Consider the following 19,469-nt stretch of genomic DNA (forward strand, 5'->3'; position numbering starts at 1 on the left):
CATAACCCTTATGATGCACATTTTCTCTGCATCCGACCTCATTCTTGGCCTTCATAACCCTTATGATGCACATTTTCTCTGCATCCGACCTCATTTTTGGCCTTCATAAGATTGTTAACGCAGAGTGAATCCCGTTATATCAATAAAATAGGGGGACAAACCGATATAAGATTTGTACCCCTATAATTGTATGGTATTTAGCTTGTTACTTGGATACAGCCTTTTTCCATTCCATTGCTTATTGGTTTATTATAATAAGCTGTCGAAATGCTCAAAGAACGTTGGATAAGATACAGATATAGCTTCTTTCTGATGTAAATGGACATCCCCGCTTGAAATGGCTGCTGCGACAGCCAGCATCATCCCTATTCTATGATCCCCATGGCTTGATACAGTTCCGCCTGAGAGACGGGATTTTCCTCGGATGATCATTCCATCGTCTGTGGCAGCGATATCGGCTCCTAGCTTTGATAATTCATTTACAACCGTATCAATGCGGTTGGTTTCCTTTACTTTCAGCTCCTCAGCATCTTTAATTACGGTTTCCCCTTCTGCCTGTGTTGCCAGCAGGGCAATCACAGGAATTTCATCAATAAGGCGAGGAATAAGGTCTCCTGCAATAACCGTTCCCTTTAGTTCTGAAGTTCTTATCGTAATATCCCCTGCAGGCTCTGCTGACCCATTTTCATAAGGTTCGATGCGAATGTCAGCACCCATTCTCTGCATAACGTCTATAATTCCTGTCCTTGTAGGGTTTAACCCTACGTTTTTCAATCTGATTTCACTCCCTGGCACAATAGCTCCTGCAACCAGGAAGAACGCAGCAGAGGAGATGTCACCTGGAACATGGATTTCAGTTCCTGTTAACTTCTGGCCGCCCTTAATGCGGATTGTTTGGCCGTCTGTTTCAAGCTCTCCGCCAAACTGCCTAATCATCCTTTCCGTATGATCACGTGTCTTTACTGGCTCAATGATTACTGTTTCACCGCTTGCCTGAATGCCTGCAAAAAGCAAAGAGGACTTGACCTGTGCACTTGCAACGGGAAGCTCATAAGTAACGCCCGAGAGTTGCCCCCCCTTCACCGAAAGAGGTGTAAATTCTCCATTCTTTCTTCCATTAATTTGAGCACCGAATAAACCTAAAGGCTTTGTCACCCTTGTCATAGGCCTTTTTCCAATAGACTCGTCGCCAACTAGCACTGAATGGAAAGGACGGCCAGCTAAAATTCCCATCAGCAGACGTATAGTTGTGCCCGAATTCCCTACATCCAGAACTTCCGCAGGTTCCTGCAAACCTTCCAGGCCCGCCCCGCTAATTGTGACATGATTATCTTCCTGTTCAATGTCTACCCCAAGTTTTCTAAAGCAGGCAATCGTGCTTAGGCAATCTTCACCCAATAGAAAATTGGTTACCTTTGTCTGCCCCTTCGCAATTGCCCCGAACATAATCGATCGATGAGATATAGACTTATCACCAGGTACAGGAATTTCTCCTCTTAATCCTTGCAGATTGGTTTTCAGCATTGCTGGATTCATTATATTATCACCCTTTTACTTGTTTAAAGAAGCTGCCATTCACCTCTGACCCCTACAGGCCAATGGTTGTTTCATAGCTAGTATATTGCTCAATGCAATTAATTGCACGTACACGGTCCTCTTCTGTTTGAAAGCTGATTACCAGGACCCCATAGATTTCTTCTCTCGTTTCGAGGATTCTTATATTTGTAATGCTAATATCTTCCTCCGCCAAATAACCCGTAATTTCAGAAATGACACCTGGATAATCGGGAACATCAACAAATAGGTCATAAAATGCGGGAATTGCCCCTTTTTCTTTTTGCGGCAATTCATCCCTGAACCTTTTAGCCTGAGAAAAATACTCAAATATTCCAGCATCATTTTCATTATTAAGCATTTTTTTAACTTTCTCCATTTCTTCCTGCCATTCCCCCATTAAATCGAGAAGCACTTCTTTGTTTTGGAGCAGAATGTCCCTCCACATAGCAGGGCTGCTGGAGGCAATTCTTGTAATATCCCTAAAACCGCCAGCAGCCAATCTTGGAATAAGCGATTGTGTTCTGCTCGTTTTTTCTGCCTGATGGACAAGGGAGGCAGCAACAATGTGAGGAAAATGGCTGACAATCCCTGTAATATAATCATGTTCTTCTGGCGAAATAGTTAAAAACTTCGCTTTCGTACCTGAAAGCCATTTTTTTAGCTTTGCAATATCTAAATCTGAAATATGATTATCAGGTGTAAGCAGATAAAAGGCATTTTCAAATAACAAGGATTTAGCTGCTGTTACACCGCTTTTGTGGGAGCCTGCCATTGGATGGCCGCCAATAAATGTGATGCCTTTATTTTTCAGAATCCCGGCACATTCCATAATCTCTTTTTTTGTACTTCCTGCGTCCGAGATTATGACATTTTCCTTTAACTTACAATCTTTTAAAATATGTATTATTCTTTCTGTTTCCTGCACAGGTGCCGCTATTAATATCAGATCGGCGTCTTTTGCCCCTTCTTCAATGCCTGGGGCAATTTCATCAACCACTCCCAGCATACAAGCCAGGCGGGATTGCTCATTATTTACATCATAGCCTAGTATGATGGACTCACTGTGGCTGCGTTTAATGGATAACGCGAGTGAACCGCCGATAAGGCCAAGTCCAATTACAAATACTGTTCCTTTCATCCCCTCACCGCCTTTTAAAAATAATCCAGAGGCATCACGATGCCTCTGGATGGAAGAATTTTTTATATAGCCAGCCAAAAATTGCCTTCAGTACTCTAATTGTCTTTCTATAAAGCAGCTGCCTGTTTAGCAAGGTACTGTTCCATTGCTTCAAGCACACCTTCGTTTTGCTCCTTGGAACCAACTGTCACACGTACAGAATCCGGGAATCCAAGCGCTTTTCCTGACCGGACGATATATCCTTTTTCAAGCAGAAACTGAAATACATCGTTTGAATCCGCATTAAAATTAATCAAAATAAAATTCCCCTGTGATGGATAGTATTGGAGCTGGTTCTTCTCACAAAAATCATAAAATTGCTCAAGGCCCTCACGATTCTTTTGCCTGCAGCTTTCAATAAACTGCTGATCACCTAGAGCAGCTGCTGCAGCCGCCTGAGCAAACTTGTTCACGTTAAACGGCTCCCTTACAGGTTCCAGCACCTTGATGATTTCCTGATTGGATACTCCGTATCCTACCCGAAGGCTAGCTAATCCATATATTTTTGAAAAAGTACGCAGTACAATCAAGTTATTATATTGGCTGATTAAATCAACTGCCCTATAATAGTCATCAGCAACGACATATTCATAATATGCCTCATCCAGGACAACCAAAATGTCTTCAGGCACCTTCTCTAAAAAAGATAGCAAGGAAGACTCACTGACATAGCTTCCTGTTGGGTTATTCGGACTGCAAACCCAAATTACAGCCGTATTTTCATCAATGGCAGCCAGCATCGCATCAAGATCATGTTCACCATTTATCAATGGAATCTCTCTGATTTCAGCACCTTCTACGACAGCATTATGCTTATATTGCGGGAAAGTTGGAGCAGCCATAATCGTATTTGTATCCGGACCAAGCAATGCCCTTGATATCATTTGAATAATTTCATCAGATCCGTTGCCGAATATAATCTGCTCTTCTTTGACCGATAAATGATCTGCAAGTAATGACCTTAATTCAGCAGCGTATCCATCTGGATAAAGAGCAAAAAATGAAGGGGACTGATTCATTGTAAATAAAACTTTTTCTGAACATCCGAACGGATTTTCATTTGAAGCAAGTTTCACTATTTTATCCAGCCCATATTCCTTTTTCACTTGATCAATAGACTTTCCCGGCTGATAAGGAGTTAAATTAAGAAGCTGTTCCTTCCATTTCATACAATCCCACCTCTTTTAATTACTTTTGTATATTATCGTATTAAAGCGCAAAAAGATATGCTCCTGTCTTTTCATAAAACTCCCCGTAAAGGAGAGTCTTATGTGGTACTGCTTGCATTAAGATCAGGACGAAGCCGGACTGCGTCACGCAAATAGATATGGCTAATATTATGCTGCGGTGAGTCCGAGTTAACATGCATCATAACCCGAATGCACTTTGGCAGAGATCCTTCAACCGGAATTTCCCTCATGCACATAACAGGGACATAAGTCCATCCTTCTAGTGAACGCATTGCCTTTGCCGGAAAGGCAGCTGTCAGTTCCTCTGTAACTGAGATAAATACCGATGCCACAGCTTCTGCTTCTATATTATTCTCCTGTATCATTTGCCTAATAAGCATCCTGGTTGCTTCAATAATTTCCGTTTCATTGTTTTCTTTTACGGTGACGGCTCCCCTCACCCCACGAATCACTTCCAACACCTCCATTTAAAGCATTATTTTTCAACTCTCCCTGTCAATTCTTGAAAGCCAGCCCTAATAATGTTTCGAAAATGATGCAAGCTCATTCAGCAGCAATTCATCAGAAACTTCGTACATTGCCGGCTCTCCTATTTCCTTCAGCAAAACAAACCGGACCTTTTGCCCTTCAGACTTTTTATCCTGCTTCATACGCTCCAGCAGGCTTTGGTGTGTCAGTTCCGGGGATAGATGAACTTGATATCCGAGAGATTTAAGCCAGTTTTTAAACTCTTCTATGTCAAAAGATAAACCGAAGATCTTCCTGCTCAATTCCAAAGCAAATACCATTCCGACGGCAACAGATTCCCCGTGGGTCCATTCCCCATATCCCTTTTCCGCTTCAATTGCATGGCCAAGTGTATGGCCGAAATTTAAATAAGCACGTATCCCAGACTCCTTTTCATCCTGAGCAACTATGGTACCTTTTATTTCTATTCCTTTTTTAAGGATATGGCCCAATTTGCCTGCAGGGATATCATCTAGTGAATGAATTTGATCCTTAAGATTTTCATAAAATTTGATATCTTGGATCAAACTGTGCTTAATTACCTCGGCAAATCCCGATCGCTTTTCTTTAAGCGGCAAAGACCCTAGAAAATCCAAGTCATAAAATACTGCGGATGGCTGATAAAAGGCCCCAATCATGTTTTTTCCTGCCGGATGGTTAATTGCCACTTTCCCGCCGACTGCACTATCATGGGCCAATATAGTAGTTGGAATTTGGATAAATGGAATTCCCCTCATATATGTGGATGCAACAAAACCGCCTAAGTCACCAACTGCTCCTCCGCCAAATGCCAAAATAAGAGATTTTCTGTCAAGTTTGTGTTCTAACGCAGACGAAAGGCATTCGTAGTAAACATCAAATGTCTTAGCCCTCTCTCCGCTTGGCACTGTACAGATCTTTGCATTAAAGCCTTCGAGTGCAGCCTCTAATGCAGGAAGATGGAGATCTCGAACGGTTTCATCGGTAATGATCATTAAGTTTGTCATGGACGGGAAAGCATCTTTAATATATGCGTTTAATCCGCCAATTGCTCCAGGACCTATATAAACTGGATAGGTCCTGGTATCCGTTTTAATCGAAACACTTTCCATTAAAACTCCCTCGCAAATCTTCTTTGCTCTTCAACAGTTGCTTTTAATGTTTCAAAACGATCTGAGTAAAATTGATCTACAATTGCAGATGCCAATTCCCATGCTATTACATTTTCTGCAACCACTGCTGCCGCTGGAACTGCACAGCTATCTGAACGTTCAATGCTTGCAGAGAATGGTTCTTTCGACTCAATATCTACGCTTTGAAGGGGTTTGTATAGAGTAGGGATCGGCTTCATCACTCCTCTAACGACTATTGGCATTCCAGTTGTCATGCCTCCTTCAAAACCGCCAAGGCGATTTGTTTTGCGGTAATAACCCTTCTCAGGATCCCACGCTATTTCATCATGCACCTCGCTGCCTGGCTTTCTGGCTGCTTCAAACCCAATGCCAAATTCAACGCCCTTAAAGGCGTTAATGCTGACCATTGCACCTGCTAATTTGGAATCAAGCTTGCGGTCATAGTGTACATAACTCCCTACACCTGGGGGCATTCCTTCAACAATGACTTCCACAACCCCGCCAATGGAGTCGCCATTTTCTTTGGCTTCATCAATTGCTTCCATCATCTTTTGCCCTGCATCCTGGTCCAGGCAGCGAACGGGCGACTCTTCTGTTACTTTTTTTAATTCCTTTAATGATGAATATTCTTTTGTGGAAGAGACGACTCCACCTATTTCAATAACATGTCCTGCAACTTCAATCCCCAGTTCTGAAAGCAATTTTTTTGCAACTGCTCCAGCAGCAACTCTTACTGTAGTTTCCCTGGCCGATGAACGCTCCAGAACATTCCTCATATCCCTGTGACCATATTTAAGGGCTCCATTTAAATCAGCATGCCCCGGGCGCGGACGGGAGATCTTTCTTTTTACCTCTGCCTCATCTTCCGGACTAAGCGGATCCTGGCCCATAATCTTTGTCCAGTGCTTCCAGTCATTGTTTTCAACCACAAGGGCAACTGGGGACCCCATAGTATAACCGTGCCTGATGCCGCCTGTAATTTGGACGGTATCCTTTTCAATTTGCATTCTCCTGCCTCTGCCATAGCCTTTCTGGCGCCTGGCCAATTCTTCATTTATATCTGAATCAAGCAGCGGCATTCCTGCAGGCAAACCTTCAATAATAGTAGTCAGCTGCGGGCCGTGAGATTCACCCGATGTAAGATATCTCAAAACTCTTTCCCCCTTCAACTCATTAAAGGATTATGTATCAATATAACACAATGATAAATATAAGAATAGATTAAATTTGAAAATTCCTATAATATTTTTTCTTTAATGAATGGAGACATTTTATCATGTAAAGAGACAATACACAAAAATATGTGTGCACGGCAGCAAACCAAGGTGTTGAAAAAAGGGTTTGAAATTCTTCCATTATCCTCAAGAAAATTTTACCGCAGCAACGACGGCATCTAAAAAGAGGATGACAGCTAATCATCCCCCTCCAAGTTATCCTCTTATAGCTTTCTGTAAAAGAACGTTTCAGCAGATTCCAACTGGTAGCGTCCCGGATTAAAGATCTGTTCTGTACTGCCCACAAAAAATATGCCGCCCTTTCTTAATGCACCGCTAAATTTATGATATATCCCGTCCTTTGCCTCTTCTGTAAAATAGATTAAAACATTCCTGCATACTATTAAATCATAGGGCCCGCCAAAATGATCAGAAAGCAGATTATGTTTCTTAAAAGTAACAGTCTTTTTTAAATCTTCACTTATTTTATATAGACTGCCTTCACAGTTAAAAAACTTCTGCTTTATTGTTTCAGGAACCTCATTCAGTGACCTCTCAGGGTAAATGCCCATTTTAGCTCTTGCCAATGCATTTTCATCAATGTCGGTCGCAAATACCTTAATTTGCGATAACGGCTTATATTTCGACAGGATCATAGCTATTGTATATGGCTCCTCACCTGTCGAACAGGCAGCACTCCAAATCTTGAGATTTCTATTCTGATTAAGAAGCCCTGGGAGAATCTGTTTCTCCAATACTTCCCACCGCTTTGCATTTCTGTAGAATTCCGTTACATTTATCGTCATGCGATCCAGAAACTCATTCAACAATTGCTTATCATTGGACATTCCATTATAAAAGTCCCCAAAAGACTTATACCCCTTTTTTTCATAAAGAGAAATTAGCCTTCTTTTCATTTGGGCTTCTTTATAAAGGGAAAGGTCTATCCCCGTTTTTCTTTTAATGTTTATAATAAATTCCTGATATTCACGATCCATATTTTCCCCTCTAAGCCTGATCAATTTGCAGTACTATTTAAATGTTTTTCCTATCAGTTTGCGGAACTCATTGTATTCGGTTACAAAAAAAGCACTTGTCAGGGACAAGTGCTTTTTCACATTAATTTATCCATTCATTCATAAGCTTTTTATATTCCACTTTTTCTTCTTCTTTGAAGAATAGCCCGATTTCACGTTCAGCACTTGCAGGTGAATCTGAACCATGGATTACATTTTTTCCTACTGTAATGCCAAAGTCTCCGCGGATCGTTCCTGGAGCCGCATCTTTAGGATTAGTAGAACCCATCATCTGGCGAGCTGTTGCGATAACATTTTCGCCCTCCCAAACCATTGCAAAAACAGGGCCGGAAGTGATAAAGTCTACTAATTCACCAAAAAACGGGCGCTCTTTGTGCTCTCCATAATGTTCTTCAGCCAGCTCCTGGCTAATGCTCATAAGCTTACCTCCAACAAGCTGAAAGCCTTTCTTCTCAAAACGGGAAACAATTTCACCGATTAAATTGCGCTGTACTCCATCAGGCTTAACCATCAAAAATGTTCTTTCCATTGAACTCCACTCCTAAAACATATGTATAGTGATTTATGACATTCCACGAAAATATTAACATTGTTTTGACAATTTATCAACTGAAATTTGAAAGCGCTTTTAAAAAGAACACAAAATATGCAATATTTTCTTACATCCCCCTGTAAATTTAATAAATCATAAAAAGCAAAATAAAAATTGCCGGAACCCTTGTTGATTTGGGATGTCCGGCAATGCATTCTTAAAATTTTCTTTTTCCGATAAATTTGGCAATATCGCGCAAAGCCTTTTTTGATCTTGATGGCGGAAGCTCCTCTAATACCTCCAAGGCCTTTTGAAGATACTTGTCGCTTAACTCAAGAGATTTCTCAATTGCTCCTGATGATTTAATTAAAGAAATGATTTTCTCTATCTCGGCACGATCAGTTCCTTCGTGTACTTTGATGATTTCCTCACGTATAGCACTATCTTCCATGGCAAAAAGGACGGGAAGCGTAATATTTCCTTGATGAAGGTCCCCTCCGGCGGGTTTGCCGAGTTCCTTCTCAGTCCCTACAAAGTCTAGGACATCATCAATAATTTGATAGGACATGCCAACAAAGTATCCAAACTTGAAAAGTTTGTTATGTATTTCTTCTTCTACATTTGCTGCAATGGCGCCCAATTGGCAGCTGACTGCAATAAGCATTGCTGTCTTTCTTTTAATTCTCCGGAAATAGGTTCTAACATTTTGGCCGTAGTTATACTTATCTTTGATTTGCTCAATTTCGCCAACACATAGCTCAACTAGCGTATGGGAAAGAATTTTATGCGCATGAGGATTTTCTACATTTGTTATTAATTCAAGAGCTCTCGCAAAAATATAATCGCCTGTATACATGGCAATCTTATTATCCCATTTAGCTTTTATGGTTAGTTTTCCTCGGCGCAATTCTGCATCATCTATAACATCATCGTGAACCAGAGATGCCATATGGATAAGCTCCAGCGATACGGCCACATTTTTTATCTTGTTGATATCATATTCACCGAACTTTGCTGCAAGCAAGACAAAAACTGGGCGAATTCTTTTCCCCCCGGCCTGCAATAAATGCAGTGATGCCTCATGCAATAGAGGAGACTCTGCCTTTATCGTCTCCTCCAGCTCGTCCTCTATCACATTTAAATCTGAATTCAAAAATGAGTACATCATTTTCAATTTCACTTTCTAACTCACCCAGCTTATCAATCCCGTCTGCCGTTTTCTGCATTGTGTAATGAGAAACCTTCAGAACAAGTTATTATTTTATTTCGTTCCAATGTGTACCGCTGCCACCCCGCCGCTATATGGCTTATAGGTGACATTCTTAAGTCCTGCTTCTTTGAACATATCCGCAAGTTCTTTCATTCCTGGGAAATCTCTGGCAGACTCCTGCAGCCATGAATATTCATTGAAGCTTTTCGCAAATAGCTTGCCAAACATTGGCATAATAAAACGGAAGTAGAAATAGTAGGCTTGTCTATAGCCGAACATCGTTGGCTGTGATGTTTCCAGACACACAACTATTCCCCCAGGCTTGACAACACGACGCATTTCCCTTAGCACCTGCATATAGTCAGGGACATTTCGTAATCCAAATCCAATTGTTACATAGTCAAATGAATGATCGGGAAAAGGAAGGTCCATAGCATTACCGTGTACAAGCTTCACCTGTTCGAGCTTCCGTTCTTTTATTTTTTCTTCACCGATTTTAAGCATATTCTTGCTGAAATCCAGTCCTATAACTTCCCCATTATTGCCCACCGCTTCAGCAAGGGCAATGGACCAATCGGCCGTTCCACAGCAAACATCCAGGGCTTTTGCACCTTTCTGGACATTCATTTTTTTCATGGTGTCCTTGCGCCATCTGAGATGCTGCTGAAAGCTGATAACTGAATTCATTTTATCGTAATTGCCATATATTTTTTCAAATACACTATGAACTCGCTCTTCCTTTGATTGCTGCATATCTTACCCTTCTTCCACAAAAGTTTTAGCCACAGATTGACTATGATTATAAATGTAATGAATACGCTGCTCTAACAATTCGTTTACAAAAGGGAGTTTTAACAAGTATTGGTCAACTAGATTCTTGGAAAAGTCAATATACCTGTCACAAATCAGAAGCAGATAGTTTTGCTGTTCTGCAGACATTTTTTTCACTTTTGGGAATGTCAGCTTTTTCAGCGCCTCAAAAACAATTGAAGTGCCGTAATTTATAAACTGTTCTTTTTCAGCAATTAGCCGTTTAATGAATAATAGATTGGATGCTAATTCCCTCCACTCTGTTTTGCTATACACATCAGCCAATTTTTCAAAAAGGGCTGCCTCAATCTTTTTAACTGAGTTCATCAAACTTTCAACTGCCTCAGGTGCTTTCTGATAAAGGGAGATTTTATGCTCATTCACATCTTTAATTCCGTCCGCCAGTGCCCGAATCATTGCAATATCATCAAATGCGGCAAGAATTTTATAATATAAACCGCTGTAATACACGCCTGCCAGGACTGTGAGCTGCCGGTTCTTAAGGTCTCCGCCTTCAGTCTCATCGTTCATAACAAGCTCATGGGTATCAAGGGCAATTTGGATAAGCATTGTTGTTATCGCATATTTTTCTGCTTTATTATCTGAAATCTTCAGTTCATCAAGGATGGAAATTAAAAGCAGAAGCTTATCTTCGTCTATATAGGGAGAATCAATATACCTGAGCAGATAAGGGTGGTGTACCTTTTTTTCAATCTGTTCTTTAATATCTGCCAATTTAATCTTCACGTCATGCATGCAATCACCCTTGTTTCCCCTAAGTTTCTGCTATCCGCAACAGCCTTCCAGTCCCTCCAGCAAATTCAGCTTTGGGCAAATACAGGAGAAGCCTTATCAAGATAGTTAAATACTTTTACCTAGATTTCTTTTATGTCTATTTTGGACCTATTCGCTGTTTCCTATGAAATATATATAAATCAGGCATAAAAAAAGCCCTTTTCGTTGGTATCTTGTTTTCAAACTGCATTATTAATTAAGCAGTGACAATTATATCATAAATTACAGAATCGTGTCAGGAGATTATCACTTTTGCCAGAATTCCCTTTGGATAAATTATTTCTTCGCTTCGCTCTCCAGTTCCCCAAAGCTAGTCATGATCCTTGCATTCCCCCTTACCTTTATGGCAGAAGTATGTTCTGTAAATTGAGCAATCATGACTTCCCCCTGATCAAGTTTTTCTGAGTGATGGAATCTTGTATCAGAGCCTCTTGTTAAACCGATTACATTAACGCCATCTTCTTTTGCCTTAATAACAATATAATCATTTCCCGCTGAATTTTTCTTTTCCATTGAAAACACCCTTTATTAGCAATTTTAAAAGAACATCAAAATCCCTACTTACAAAAAAAGGCTAAAAGTAGTTATCTTTCAGCCTTTCGAAAATTTATTCTCTGAAAAGCGCAAGGTACAGCCGCGCATCCCATTTATTGTTTAATTAATGAAAGTACCTCTGCCCTAGCTCTTGCATCATCAGCAAAAACACCTCGTACAGCCGAAGTAACTGTTTTTGAGCCAGGCTTTTTAACTCCCCGCATAGTCATGCACATATGTTCTGCCTCTACAACCACCATAACTCCATGGGGCTCAAGCTTCTCAAGGATTGAGTCAGCCACAGTGGATGTAATTCGCTCCTGAAGCTGCGGCCTTTTAGCTACGGCCTCTACCGCCCTAGCAAGCTTACTTAATCCAGTTACCCTCCCGTTTCTTGGTATGTATGCAACATGGGCAACACCGAAAAATGGCACAAGATGATGTTCGCACATTGAATAAAACGGAATGTCCTTAACCAGAACAAGTTCTTCGTGGTCTTCACCAAACACAGTCTCAAAATATTCTTTAGGATCTTGATTTAATCCCATGAAAACTTCTTCATACATTTTGGCTACCCGTTTTGGTGTATCAAGGAGCCCTTCCCGGTTAGGGTCTTCACCGATTGCCTCTAATATTAAACGTACCGCATCTTCGATTTGGGCACGATTCACTTCTGCCATAATTGCTTCCTCCTATGCTATATCACTGTGTTTTACAATATGTTCATATTAGCATAACCTTTTCGGTAAGCGCAAAGCAGAAAGTGTCATGAATAGTATTATTAAATAGAAAAAACCGCGATAGAATCGCGGTTTTTAGCTCAAAGGTAGCTTTAAGCACTTATATGTATTACTTAACTGCGTCTTTAAGCGCTTTACCTGGTTTGAAAGCAGGAACTTTGCTTGCAGCGATCTCGATTTCCTCACCAGTTTGCGGATTGCGTCCTTTACGGGCAGCACGTTCGCGAACCTCGAAGTTACCGAAACCAATTAGTTGAACCTTATCACCATTTTTCAAAGCATCTAAGATTGTATCAAAAACAGCATCAACTGCTTTAGTTGCGTCTTTTTTAGAAAGTTCGCCAGCTTCAGCAACTGCGTTAATTAGTTCTGTCTTGTTCATGCCTTTCACCTCCTCCCAAATATCAATAAAACCCAGTAAAATAAGATTCCTTACATACATTTGTAAACAAAATTACTGAATTCTATACGTTATGGCGTGTTTTTGTTTAACAACCCTAATAATAAATTATGATTGGAAGAATTTCAATTCATAATTTAATACGAACCCTTTAATAATAAGGGTTTCGGCCGCCACAACGGTAATTCTGTTAAAAGATTATCACAATCATTTACTCTAATCAAGAATATTTCATGATTTAATGGGAATCTTTTCTTATTTGCAACATATTTGTAATAAGTTGACCCTTTTTTCTTACCCTAAAGGCGATTTAATAAACATTTAAAGAGATTATTAATATCTATCCCCTGAAAAACATGATAGCTTTTTTATCGTGTTATGTACCAAGAAATATGCCTGTTGAACTTGGGTGTTGATTTCCGCTGCAGGAGCTCAAGCATTCGCGGGCGGTCCGACGCTCCTCGGCGCATCCGCGCCTGTGGGGTCTCCCTTTGACTTGCTTCTCCCGCTGGAGTCTCGCTCCTTCCGCTCCAATCAACACAGTGCTAAATCCAAAATTAACGTTATCACTGCTTTTTAAATAAAAAAGACTCCAAACGGAGCCTTCAATTAAAGGATAATGGCAATTAATCCGCCAGAGCCTTCATTAATAATTCTTTCTAAGGTTTCTTTTAGCTTATATCGTGCATTTTCAGGCATCAGGGACAGCTTAGCCTGAATTCCTTCCCTGACAATTGAACTCAAGCTTCGTCCAAAAATATCTGAATTCCAAATGGATAACGGATCATCTTCAAAATCCTGCATTAGATAGCGGACTAGCTCTTCACTTTGCTTTTCTGTTCCAATAATTGGCGAAAACTCGGATTCAACATCTACTTTAATCATATGGATTGATGGTGCTACTGCTTTTAGACGGACTCCGAAACGAGAACCATGGCGTGTGATTTCCGGTTCATCCAGGCTCATATCGGCCAGCGAAGGAGCGGCTATCCCATAGCCCGTTTGTTTCACCATTCTTAATGCATCGGAAATCTGATCATATTCAGCTTTTGCATGGGCAAATTCCTGCATTAATTCAAGCAAGTGGTCTTTTCCTCGAATTTCTACTCCAACAATTTCCTTTAACACTTCATCATACAGATCATCCGGTGCGTACAAGTCAATTTCTGCAACACCCTGGCCCATCTCAATCCCCGCAAGTCCTGCACGGTCAATAAACTCAAAGTCACTGAATTGATGTACAACCCGGTCCACATCCCTAAGCCGCTTAATATCCTTAACGGTTTCTTTTACTGCTTCCTGATAGCTTTCACGGAGCCAGTGATCTTCATGAAGAACCATTACCCAGCTAGGCAGGTTTACATTGACTTCAAGCACAGGGAATTCATATAGGGCTTCACGCATGACATTCATTACATCTGATTCCCTCATGCCTTCAACACTCATGGCCAGCACTGGTATATCGTACTTTTCAGCAAGCTCATCTCGCAGCGCACCTGTGTTCGGATGGTGAGGCTGCACGCTATTTATAATCATAATAAACGGTTTTCCGACTTCCTTTAGTTCCTCAATAACCCTTTCTTCCGCTTCAAGATAATTAGCGCGCGGTATCTCGCCAATTGTTCCATCCGTTGTAATTACTACACCGATGGTTGAATGCTCCTGAATTACTTTTCTCGTGCCTATTTCTGCAGCTTCATGGAAAGGGATGGGCTCTTCATACCAAGGTGTGTTGATCATTCTTGGGCCATTTTCATCTTCGTAACCCTTTGCCCCAGGAACTGTATAGCCAACACAGTCAACGAGCCTAATGTTAACATCCAGTCCCTCTGCCACATGGACTGTAGCTGCCTGGTTAGGCACAAACTTTGGTTCTGTAGTCATTATTGTTTTACCTGCAGCACTTTGCGGAAGCTCATCCTGAGTGCGTGCACGATCTGCTTCATTTTCCATATTCGGTATTACAACCAGTTCCATGAATTTCTTTATAAATGTGGATTTGCCTGTGCGAACAGCACCGACTACTCCAAAATATATATCGCCGCCCGTTCTTTCGGCAATATCTTTAAAAATATCAACCTTTTCCAAGTGATCCCCTCCCGAATCATAGAGTTAGTGGGATAATATTATCCTATCTATTATGTTTGGACATTATATGTGTATGATGTTGTCCTACATTGTTATGACAGTTTTTTATAAATTTTTACCCCCTTACCAGGAAAGTGCCGTACACCCGCCCGCAGGCTATGTAACCAATAAGCCCTTTGGCGATTGGGAAGGACAGCTTTCCATCCCAAATTTCCTTTTAAAATGTAACTGCGCCCCTTGCTGCTTTATTTCTTCTTCTTTATGCTTTTAGTCAGTGGTGAAGTGGTTTTTATTAATATATAAATGAAAAAAAACCCTTCTCATACAATATATTTTGTATAAAAAGGGTTATGACTATTTCACCAAAAAGATTGGTTTATTCGATTCTGAATCGATTGTATATGGTAAGGAATAAGAAGGTACAAAGGCAGAATCTTCAACAAGTATACCTCTTATATCTTCTCCAGGCTTATATTGTATTTTCTTTTCCTTCAAAGCCTGATAAAGATCGGTCCGATAATCAACATACACTTCTGCATTGCCGGTTACCACAAACGGAAGGCTCTGGCCGCTATATGGGCTAAGTGCCTTTGGATCCTCCATAAAGCCCAGCTTTTTAAAATCCATTGTAAAAACATTATCGGCAATTTGTTCTTTGTACGGCGGAAAGCCATGGGCTTTAATTCTCAGGTTAATATCTCTGATGGTTTCAGCAATCCTTAGGTCAAAAATTTTAACCTTCGGATCCGTTTCTGGATCAACAATGACATATTGGAAAACTCCTCCTGACTCAAATGCGTTGCCAGGCGGCTCAGCCATATATTGAGGTGCAATTTTCTTAAAATCAATCGGGTACTTTTGATAAATCGGAGTTGACTGATCCTTCGTCTTAATTGGAAGAAGGCCGTCATTGTCCTCCCTGTATTGGTCTACAGCCGATTGGACAGACTGCAGCTGATCCTGATAGGCTATCTGGTTTTGGGACAGTTTCTCTTCAGGATACATACAGCCGGTCAGGGCAATCCCCGTTAGCAAAAGAAGCAGGATGTTAAATGCTTTTTTCATGTAATCAACCCTTTATGTAGTATAGCTAACTGCTTGTTGGACCGCTGAAAACGACAAGCACAATAATAATTCCGCTAATAATCATCAAGAGATAAGCAATAACTGCCGTAAAACCCTTCAATATTCCAGCTTTCAATTTATAGCGGCTCAGATAAATAAGTATTATAGATAAAAACATAAATCCCATTGAAGCAAGTGATACCCACATTTTCATTAAAGCAGGTGACATTCTATCAACTCCCTTTTCCGAAAAGTATTATAACACACCAGGAGGAAAAAACTAAAACCTTTTCATCTTCAAATAAAATCGATGGAAGGCGTATTTGGCATAAAGTAATGAATTCATTCCATAAAAAAAACTGAGGTAAAGAAGGGGCAATTCTTTACCTCAGCCAATTGACTAAATAACCCAACACCCTGTTCATTTCACTAGTTTGCTTCGTTGCATTGTATGCAGGAACTTGCCGTCTCGCATCATCTAATGCCTATATTTTTCAATTATTAAAGATTTTCCTGCTTTTTAAGGCCTTTTTGATCTTCCAGGACATTAGCAAGGTCTTCCATTTCATGTGTTTTTCCGCGGCCCATCAACATGTCAACGGCATCCTTGGCATTGACATTGTTAAAAAGAACATCATAAAGGACATTTGTGATTGGCATTTTCACATCATATTTTTGAGCAAGCTGGTACGCTGCCTTTGTTGTTCTTACCCCTTCAACCACCATGCCCATATTATCAAGCACTTCCTGTAAGTTATGCCCTTTTCCAAGAAGGTTGCCAGCTCTCCAGTTGCGGGAGTGGACTGATGTACATGTTACAATCAGATCGCCAATACCGGCAAGCCCTGAGAAGGTCAGCGGGCTTGCTCCCATCTTCATGCCAAGGCGGGCAATCTCAGCAAGACCTCTTGTAATCAAGGCAGCCTTGGCGTTATCGCCATACCCCAATCCATCAGTAATACCGGCAGCAAGGGCAATAATATTTTTGAGCGCTCCGCCAATTTCGACTCCTATAATATCCGGATTTGTATAAACTCTAAAATTATTATTAATAAACAAATCCTGGATTTTCTCAGCAGCCTTCATATTTTTTGAAGAAACTGTAACCGTAGTGGGATGCCGCAAGCTTACCTCTTCAGCATGGCTAGGGCCTGATAGGACGACGACACTTTCCAGAAGCCTTTCAGGCATTTCCTCTTCAATCATTTCAGAGATGCGAAGAAGGGAGTCTGGCTCTATTCCCTTGCTGACATGCACAATTGTTATAGGTTCCTTCCGTATATCCCTGATTTTCCTGAGAACTTCACGAATGGCCTTAGTCGGAACAGCCAGTATCATAATATCTGTTCCGGACAAAGCTTCCTCGAGTGACGAAAAGCCTCTAATTGCTGCTGGCAAATGAATTTCGGATAAGTATTTTTTATTGGTATGGTGTGTGTTTATTTCATCAATTTGTTCAGGTTTATGGCCCCACAGCCTGACATCATGGCCATTATCAGCCAGCACCATTGCGAGAGCTGTCCCCCAGCTGCCCGCTCCTATAACTGCAACACTTTCTTTATTCCGCTCCATTTGATCACTGCCTTTTAATTTATTTGGATGTTCAAATACGATCATCCGAATCAGTCAGCTCCAAAAAATAATGTAACAGGAACTGCTGGATAAACACCTCGTCGCAAGAAAATCCGAATGCATTTTCATGGAGTCAAACATCCTCCGTTACAATCAACCCAGCTACTTTAACTTAATTAACAGTTGAAAAGCAAAAAACTTTACGAAAACAGCTTAAAAAAGACATCTGCCTTCATATCATTTTCTTTCTCTTGCAAATATCTTAATAGGTGTGCCTTCAAAACCAAAAGCATCCCTTATCCTGTTCTCCAGAAAACGTTCATATGAGAAGTGAAGTAGTTCGGGATCATTTACAAATACCACAAACGTCGGCGGCTTAACAGCAACCTGTGTAGTGTAATAAATTTTCAGGCGTCTTCCTTTATCTGTTGGTGTAGGGTTCATAGCCACAGCATCCATAATGACATCATTCAGAACACTTGTCTCTACACGGAGTGCATGATTTTCACTTGCTCTATTAATCATTGGGATTAGCGTATGAATACGTTTCTTAGTTTTAGCAGAAAGAAAAACAATAGGTGCATAATCAAGAAATTGGAAGTGGTCTCGTATATTTTGCTCAAAAGCTTTCATTGTTTTTTCGTCTTTTTCAACTGCATCCCATTTGTTTACTACAATAACAACAGCTCTGCCAGCTTCATGGGCATAACCTGCGATCCGCTTGTCCTGTTCAATAATTCCTTCTTCACCATCAATGACAACCAGAACGACATCAGAACGTTCAATAGCCCGCAAGGCTCTAAGGACACTGTATTTTTCAGTTGATTCATATACTTTTCCTTTTTTGCGCATTCCTGCAGTATCAATTATGACATACTCCTGCCCGTCAATCTTTAGTCTGGAGTCAATAGCATCCCTGGTGGTTCCTGCAATGTTGCTGACAATAACACGCTCTTCTCCCAGAATGGCATTCACCAGAGAAGATTTCCCTACATTTGGGCGCCCAATCAGTGAAAACTTAATAACATCTTCACCATACTCAGCCTGTCCGTGTTTCGGGAAATGCTTGGCCGCTTCATCCAGCAAGTCTCCAAGTCCGAGTCCATGCGATCCGGATATTGGAAAAGGCTCCCCAAATCCGAGTGCATAAAAGTCATATATTAAATCTTTCATGTCAGGGTTATCAATTTTGTTTACGCCAAGAACGACTGGTTTTTTAGCTTTGTATAAAATTTTTGCAACTTCTTCGTCTGCAGCAGTAACGCCTTCCCTTCCATTTACAAGGAAGAGAATAACATCTGCTTCATCAATGGCAATTTCCGCCTGAAGGCGAATTTGTTCCAGGAATGGTTCATCGCCAATATCAATACCGCCTGTATCAATAATATTAAAATCATGAGTCAGCCACTCTGCCGAACTATAAATCCGATCCCGTGTAACTCCAGGGATATCTTCAACAATCGAGATGCGTTCTCCTACAATTCTGTTAAATATCGTTGATTTTCCTACATTTGGACGCCCGACAATAGCCACAACCGGTTTTGCCATGAACATCACCCTTTCAATTCTTTATTCTTAAAATGCAAAACGATTTAACACTTTACTTCATTAGAAAGTCCTTACTCTTACTATCCTTACAGATGGCTGTCCACAAAAACTAAAAGTTAAACCATCCATTCCACTTCTATTTATAAGGCTTTGTTAAGTTTGCCTGTTGGTTTCAGCACGAGGCACTCAAGCGTTCAGCGGGCGGTCCGACGCTCCTCGGTGCATTCTCACCTTTGGGGTCTCCCGCTGACACGCTTTTCCCGCAGGACATTGAATAAGCTTCCTCGAATGAACACCGCGTCGTAAGAAAATGCGATAGCATTTTCGCGGGATTAGCACCTTCCGCTCCAATCAACAGGGTGCTTTAAATCAACAATTAGC

Annotated in this window: 19 protein-coding genes; all 19 read right to left on the reverse strand. The window is 40.9% G+C overall.

Going from position 1 to position 19,469, the window contains the following annotated elements:
- Positions 1–249: 249 nt before the first annotated feature.
- Positions 250–1,536, reverse strand: a complete 1,287-nt coding sequence (gene aroA, locus L634_RS0123795; RefSeq protein ID WP_026584601.1) for a 3-phosphoshikimate 1-carboxyvinyltransferase — start codon at positions 1,534–1,536, stop codon at positions 250–252.
- Positions 1,537–1,588: 52 nt separating this feature from the next.
- Positions 1,589–2,695, reverse strand: coding sequence for a prephenate dehydrogenase (locus L634_RS0123800; RefSeq protein ID WP_026584602.1), 1,107 nt, complete (start codon positions 2,693–2,695; stop codon positions 1,589–1,591).
- A gap of 107 nt (positions 2,696–2,802) precedes the next feature.
- Positions 2,803–3,903 carry a histidinol-phosphate transaminase gene (hisC, locus tag L634_RS0123805; protein WP_026584603.1) on the reverse strand — a complete coding sequence of 367 codons (1,101 nt, stop codon included), beginning with the start codon at positions 3,901–3,903 and terminating at the stop codon, positions 2,803–2,805.
- 98 nt (positions 3,904–4,001) lie between these two features.
- Positions 4,002–4,376, reverse strand: a complete 375-nt coding sequence (gene aroH, locus L634_RS0123810; protein ID WP_026584604.1) for a chorismate mutase — start codon at positions 4,374–4,376, stop codon at positions 4,002–4,004.
- Between the two features lie 63 nt (positions 4,377–4,439).
- Positions 4,440–5,522 carry a 3-dehydroquinate synthase gene (gene aroB / locus L634_RS0123815; protein ID WP_026584605.1) on the reverse strand — a complete coding sequence of 361 codons (1,083 nt, stop codon included), beginning with the start codon at positions 5,520–5,522 and terminating at the stop codon, positions 4,440–4,442.
- Positions 5,522–6,694 carry a chorismate synthase gene (gene aroC / locus L634_RS0123820; RefSeq protein ID WP_026584606.1) on the reverse strand — a complete coding sequence of 391 codons (1,173 nt, stop codon included), beginning with the start codon at positions 6,692–6,694 and terminating at the stop codon, positions 5,522–5,524. The genes aroB and aroC overlap by 1 nt, the downstream gene beginning before the upstream one ends.
- A 287-nt stretch (positions 6,695–6,981) precedes the next feature.
- Positions 6,982–7,755 carry a CheR family methyltransferase gene (locus L634_RS0123825; protein ID WP_026584607.1) on the reverse strand — a complete coding sequence of 258 codons (774 nt, stop codon included), beginning with the start codon at positions 7,753–7,755 and terminating at the stop codon, positions 6,982–6,984.
- 121 nt (positions 7,756–7,876) lie between these two features.
- The gene (gene ndk, locus L634_RS0123830) at positions 7,877–8,323 is read right to left on the reverse strand and encodes a nucleoside-diphosphate kinase (protein WP_026584608.1); all 447 of its coding nucleotides are present in this window, start codon (positions 8,321–8,323) and stop codon (positions 7,877–7,879) included.
- 220 nt (positions 8,324–8,543) lie between these two features.
- Positions 8,544–9,506, reverse strand: a complete 963-nt coding sequence (gene hepT / locus L634_RS0123835; protein WP_026584609.1) for a heptaprenyl diphosphate synthase component II — start codon at positions 9,504–9,506, stop codon at positions 8,544–8,546.
- A gap of 81 nt (positions 9,507–9,587) precedes the next feature.
- Entirely contained in the window at positions 9,588–10,289 is a 702-nt protein-coding gene (menG, locus tag L634_RS0123840) for a demethylmenaquinone methyltransferase (RefSeq protein ID WP_026584610.1), read from the reverse strand.
- Between the two features lie 3 nt (positions 10,290–10,292).
- A complete protein-coding gene (locus L634_RS0123845; protein ID WP_026584611.1) occupies positions 10,293–11,102 on the reverse strand; it encodes a heptaprenyl diphosphate synthase component 1 in 810 nt (269 codons plus the stop codon).
- 315 nt (positions 11,103–11,417) lie between these two features.
- Positions 11,418–11,654 (reverse strand): trp RNA-binding attenuation protein MtrB, encoded by a 237-nt coding sequence (gene mtrB / locus L634_RS0123850; protein WP_026584612.1) that lies wholly within the window; start codon positions 11,652–11,654, stop codon positions 11,418–11,420.
- 134 nt (positions 11,655–11,788) lie between these two features.
- Positions 11,789–12,355 carry a GTP cyclohydrolase I FolE gene (gene folE / locus L634_RS0123855; RefSeq protein ID WP_026584613.1) on the reverse strand — a complete coding sequence of 189 codons (567 nt, stop codon included), beginning with the start codon at positions 12,353–12,355 and terminating at the stop codon, positions 11,789–11,791.
- 169 nt (positions 12,356–12,524) lie between these two features.
- Positions 12,525–12,797 (reverse strand): non-specific DNA-binding protein Hbs, encoded by a 273-nt coding sequence (gene hbs, locus L634_RS0123860; protein WP_009332755.1) that lies wholly within the window; start codon positions 12,795–12,797, stop codon positions 12,525–12,527.
- Positions 12,798–13,424: 627 nt separating this feature from the next.
- Entirely contained in the window at positions 13,425–14,903 is a 1,479-nt protein-coding gene (gene spoIVA, locus L634_RS0123865; RefSeq protein ID WP_026584614.1) for a stage IV sporulation protein A, read from the reverse strand.
- Positions 14,904–15,257: 354 nt separating this feature from the next.
- On the reverse strand, positions 15,258–15,968 hold the full coding sequence (locus tag L634_RS0123870; RefSeq protein WP_026584615.1) for a hypothetical protein: 711 nt from the start codon (positions 15,966–15,968) through the stop codon (positions 15,258–15,260).
- A 25-nt stretch (positions 15,969–15,993) separates the two neighbouring features.
- Positions 15,994–16,197, reverse strand: a complete 204-nt coding sequence (locus L634_RS0123875; RefSeq protein WP_026584616.1) for a DUF2768 domain-containing protein — start codon at positions 16,195–16,197, stop codon at positions 15,994–15,996.
- 272 nt (positions 16,198–16,469) lie between these two features.
- On the reverse strand, positions 16,470–17,540 hold the full coding sequence (locus L634_RS0123880; protein WP_026584617.1) for an NAD(P)H-dependent glycerol-3-phosphate dehydrogenase: 1,071 nt from the start codon (positions 17,538–17,540) through the stop codon (positions 16,470–16,472).
- Positions 17,541–17,777: 237 nt separating this feature from the next.
- Positions 17,778–19,088, reverse strand: coding sequence for a ribosome biogenesis GTPase Der (der, locus tag L634_RS0123885; RefSeq protein ID WP_026584618.1), 1,311 nt, complete (start codon positions 19,086–19,088; stop codon positions 17,778–17,780).
- Between the last annotated feature and the right edge of the window lie 381 nt (positions 19,089–19,469).

It is taken from the genome of Bacillus sp. J33, from assembly GCF_000518885.1.
Lineage (GTDB): Bacteria > Bacillota > Bacilli > Bacillales > Cytobacillaceae > Cytobacillus.

Excerpts from the sequence above, each read along its gene's own strand:
- L634_RS0123800 (WP_026584602.1), bottom strand. The coding sequence starts at position 2,695 with ATGAAAGGAACAGTATTTGTAATTGGACTTGGCCTTATCGGCGGTTCA.
- menG (WP_026584610.1), bottom strand. The coding sequence starts at position 10,289 with ATGCAGCAATCAAAGGAAGAGCGAGTTCATAGTGTATTTGAAAAAATA.
- hbs (WP_009332755.1), bottom strand. The coding sequence starts at position 12,797 with ATGAACAAGACAGAACTAATTAACGCAGTTGCTGAAGCTGGCGAACTT.
- L634_RS0123880 (WP_026584617.1), bottom strand. The coding sequence starts at position 17,540 with ATGGAGCGGAATAAAGAAAGTGTTGCAGTTATAGGAGCGGGCAGCTGG.
- L634_RS0123870 (WP_026584615.1), bottom strand. The coding sequence starts at position 15,968 with ATGAAAAAAGCATTTAACATCCTGCTTCTTTTGCTAACGGGGATTGCC.
- aroA (WP_026584601.1), bottom strand. The coding sequence starts at position 1,536 with ATGAATCCAGCAATGCTGAAAACCAATCTGCAAGGATTAAGAGGAGAA.
- L634_RS0123875 (WP_026584616.1), bottom strand. The coding sequence starts at position 16,197 with ATGTCACCTGCTTTAATGAAAATGTGGGTATCACTTGCTTCAATGGGA.
- mtrB (WP_026584612.1), bottom strand. The coding sequence starts at position 11,654 with ATGGAAAAGAAAAATTCAGCGGGAAATGATTATATTGTTATTAAGGCA.
- folE (WP_026584613.1), bottom strand. The coding sequence starts at position 12,355 with ATGGCAGAAGTGAATCGTGCCCAAATCGAAGATGCGGTACGTTTAATA.
- der (WP_026584618.1), bottom strand. The coding sequence starts at position 19,088 with ATGGCAAAACCGGTTGTGGCTATTGTCGGGCGTCCAAATGTAGGAAAA.
- aroB (WP_026584605.1), bottom strand. The coding sequence starts at position 5,522 with ATGGAAAGTGTTTCGATTAAAACGGATACCAGGACCTATCCAGTTTAT.
- ndk (WP_026584608.1), bottom strand. The coding sequence starts at position 8,323 with ATGGAAAGAACATTTTTGATGGTTAAGCCTGATGGAGTACAGCGCAAT.
- hisC (WP_026584603.1), bottom strand. The coding sequence starts at position 3,903 with ATGAAATGGAAGGAACAGCTTCTTAATTTAACTCCTTATCAGCCGGGA.
- L634_RS0123825 (WP_026584607.1), bottom strand. The coding sequence starts at position 7,755 with ATGGATCGTGAATATCAGGAATTTATTATAAACATTAAAAGAAAAACG.
- L634_RS0123845 (WP_026584611.1), bottom strand. The coding sequence starts at position 11,102 with ATGCATGACGTGAAGATTAAATTGGCAGATATTAAAGAACAGATTGAA.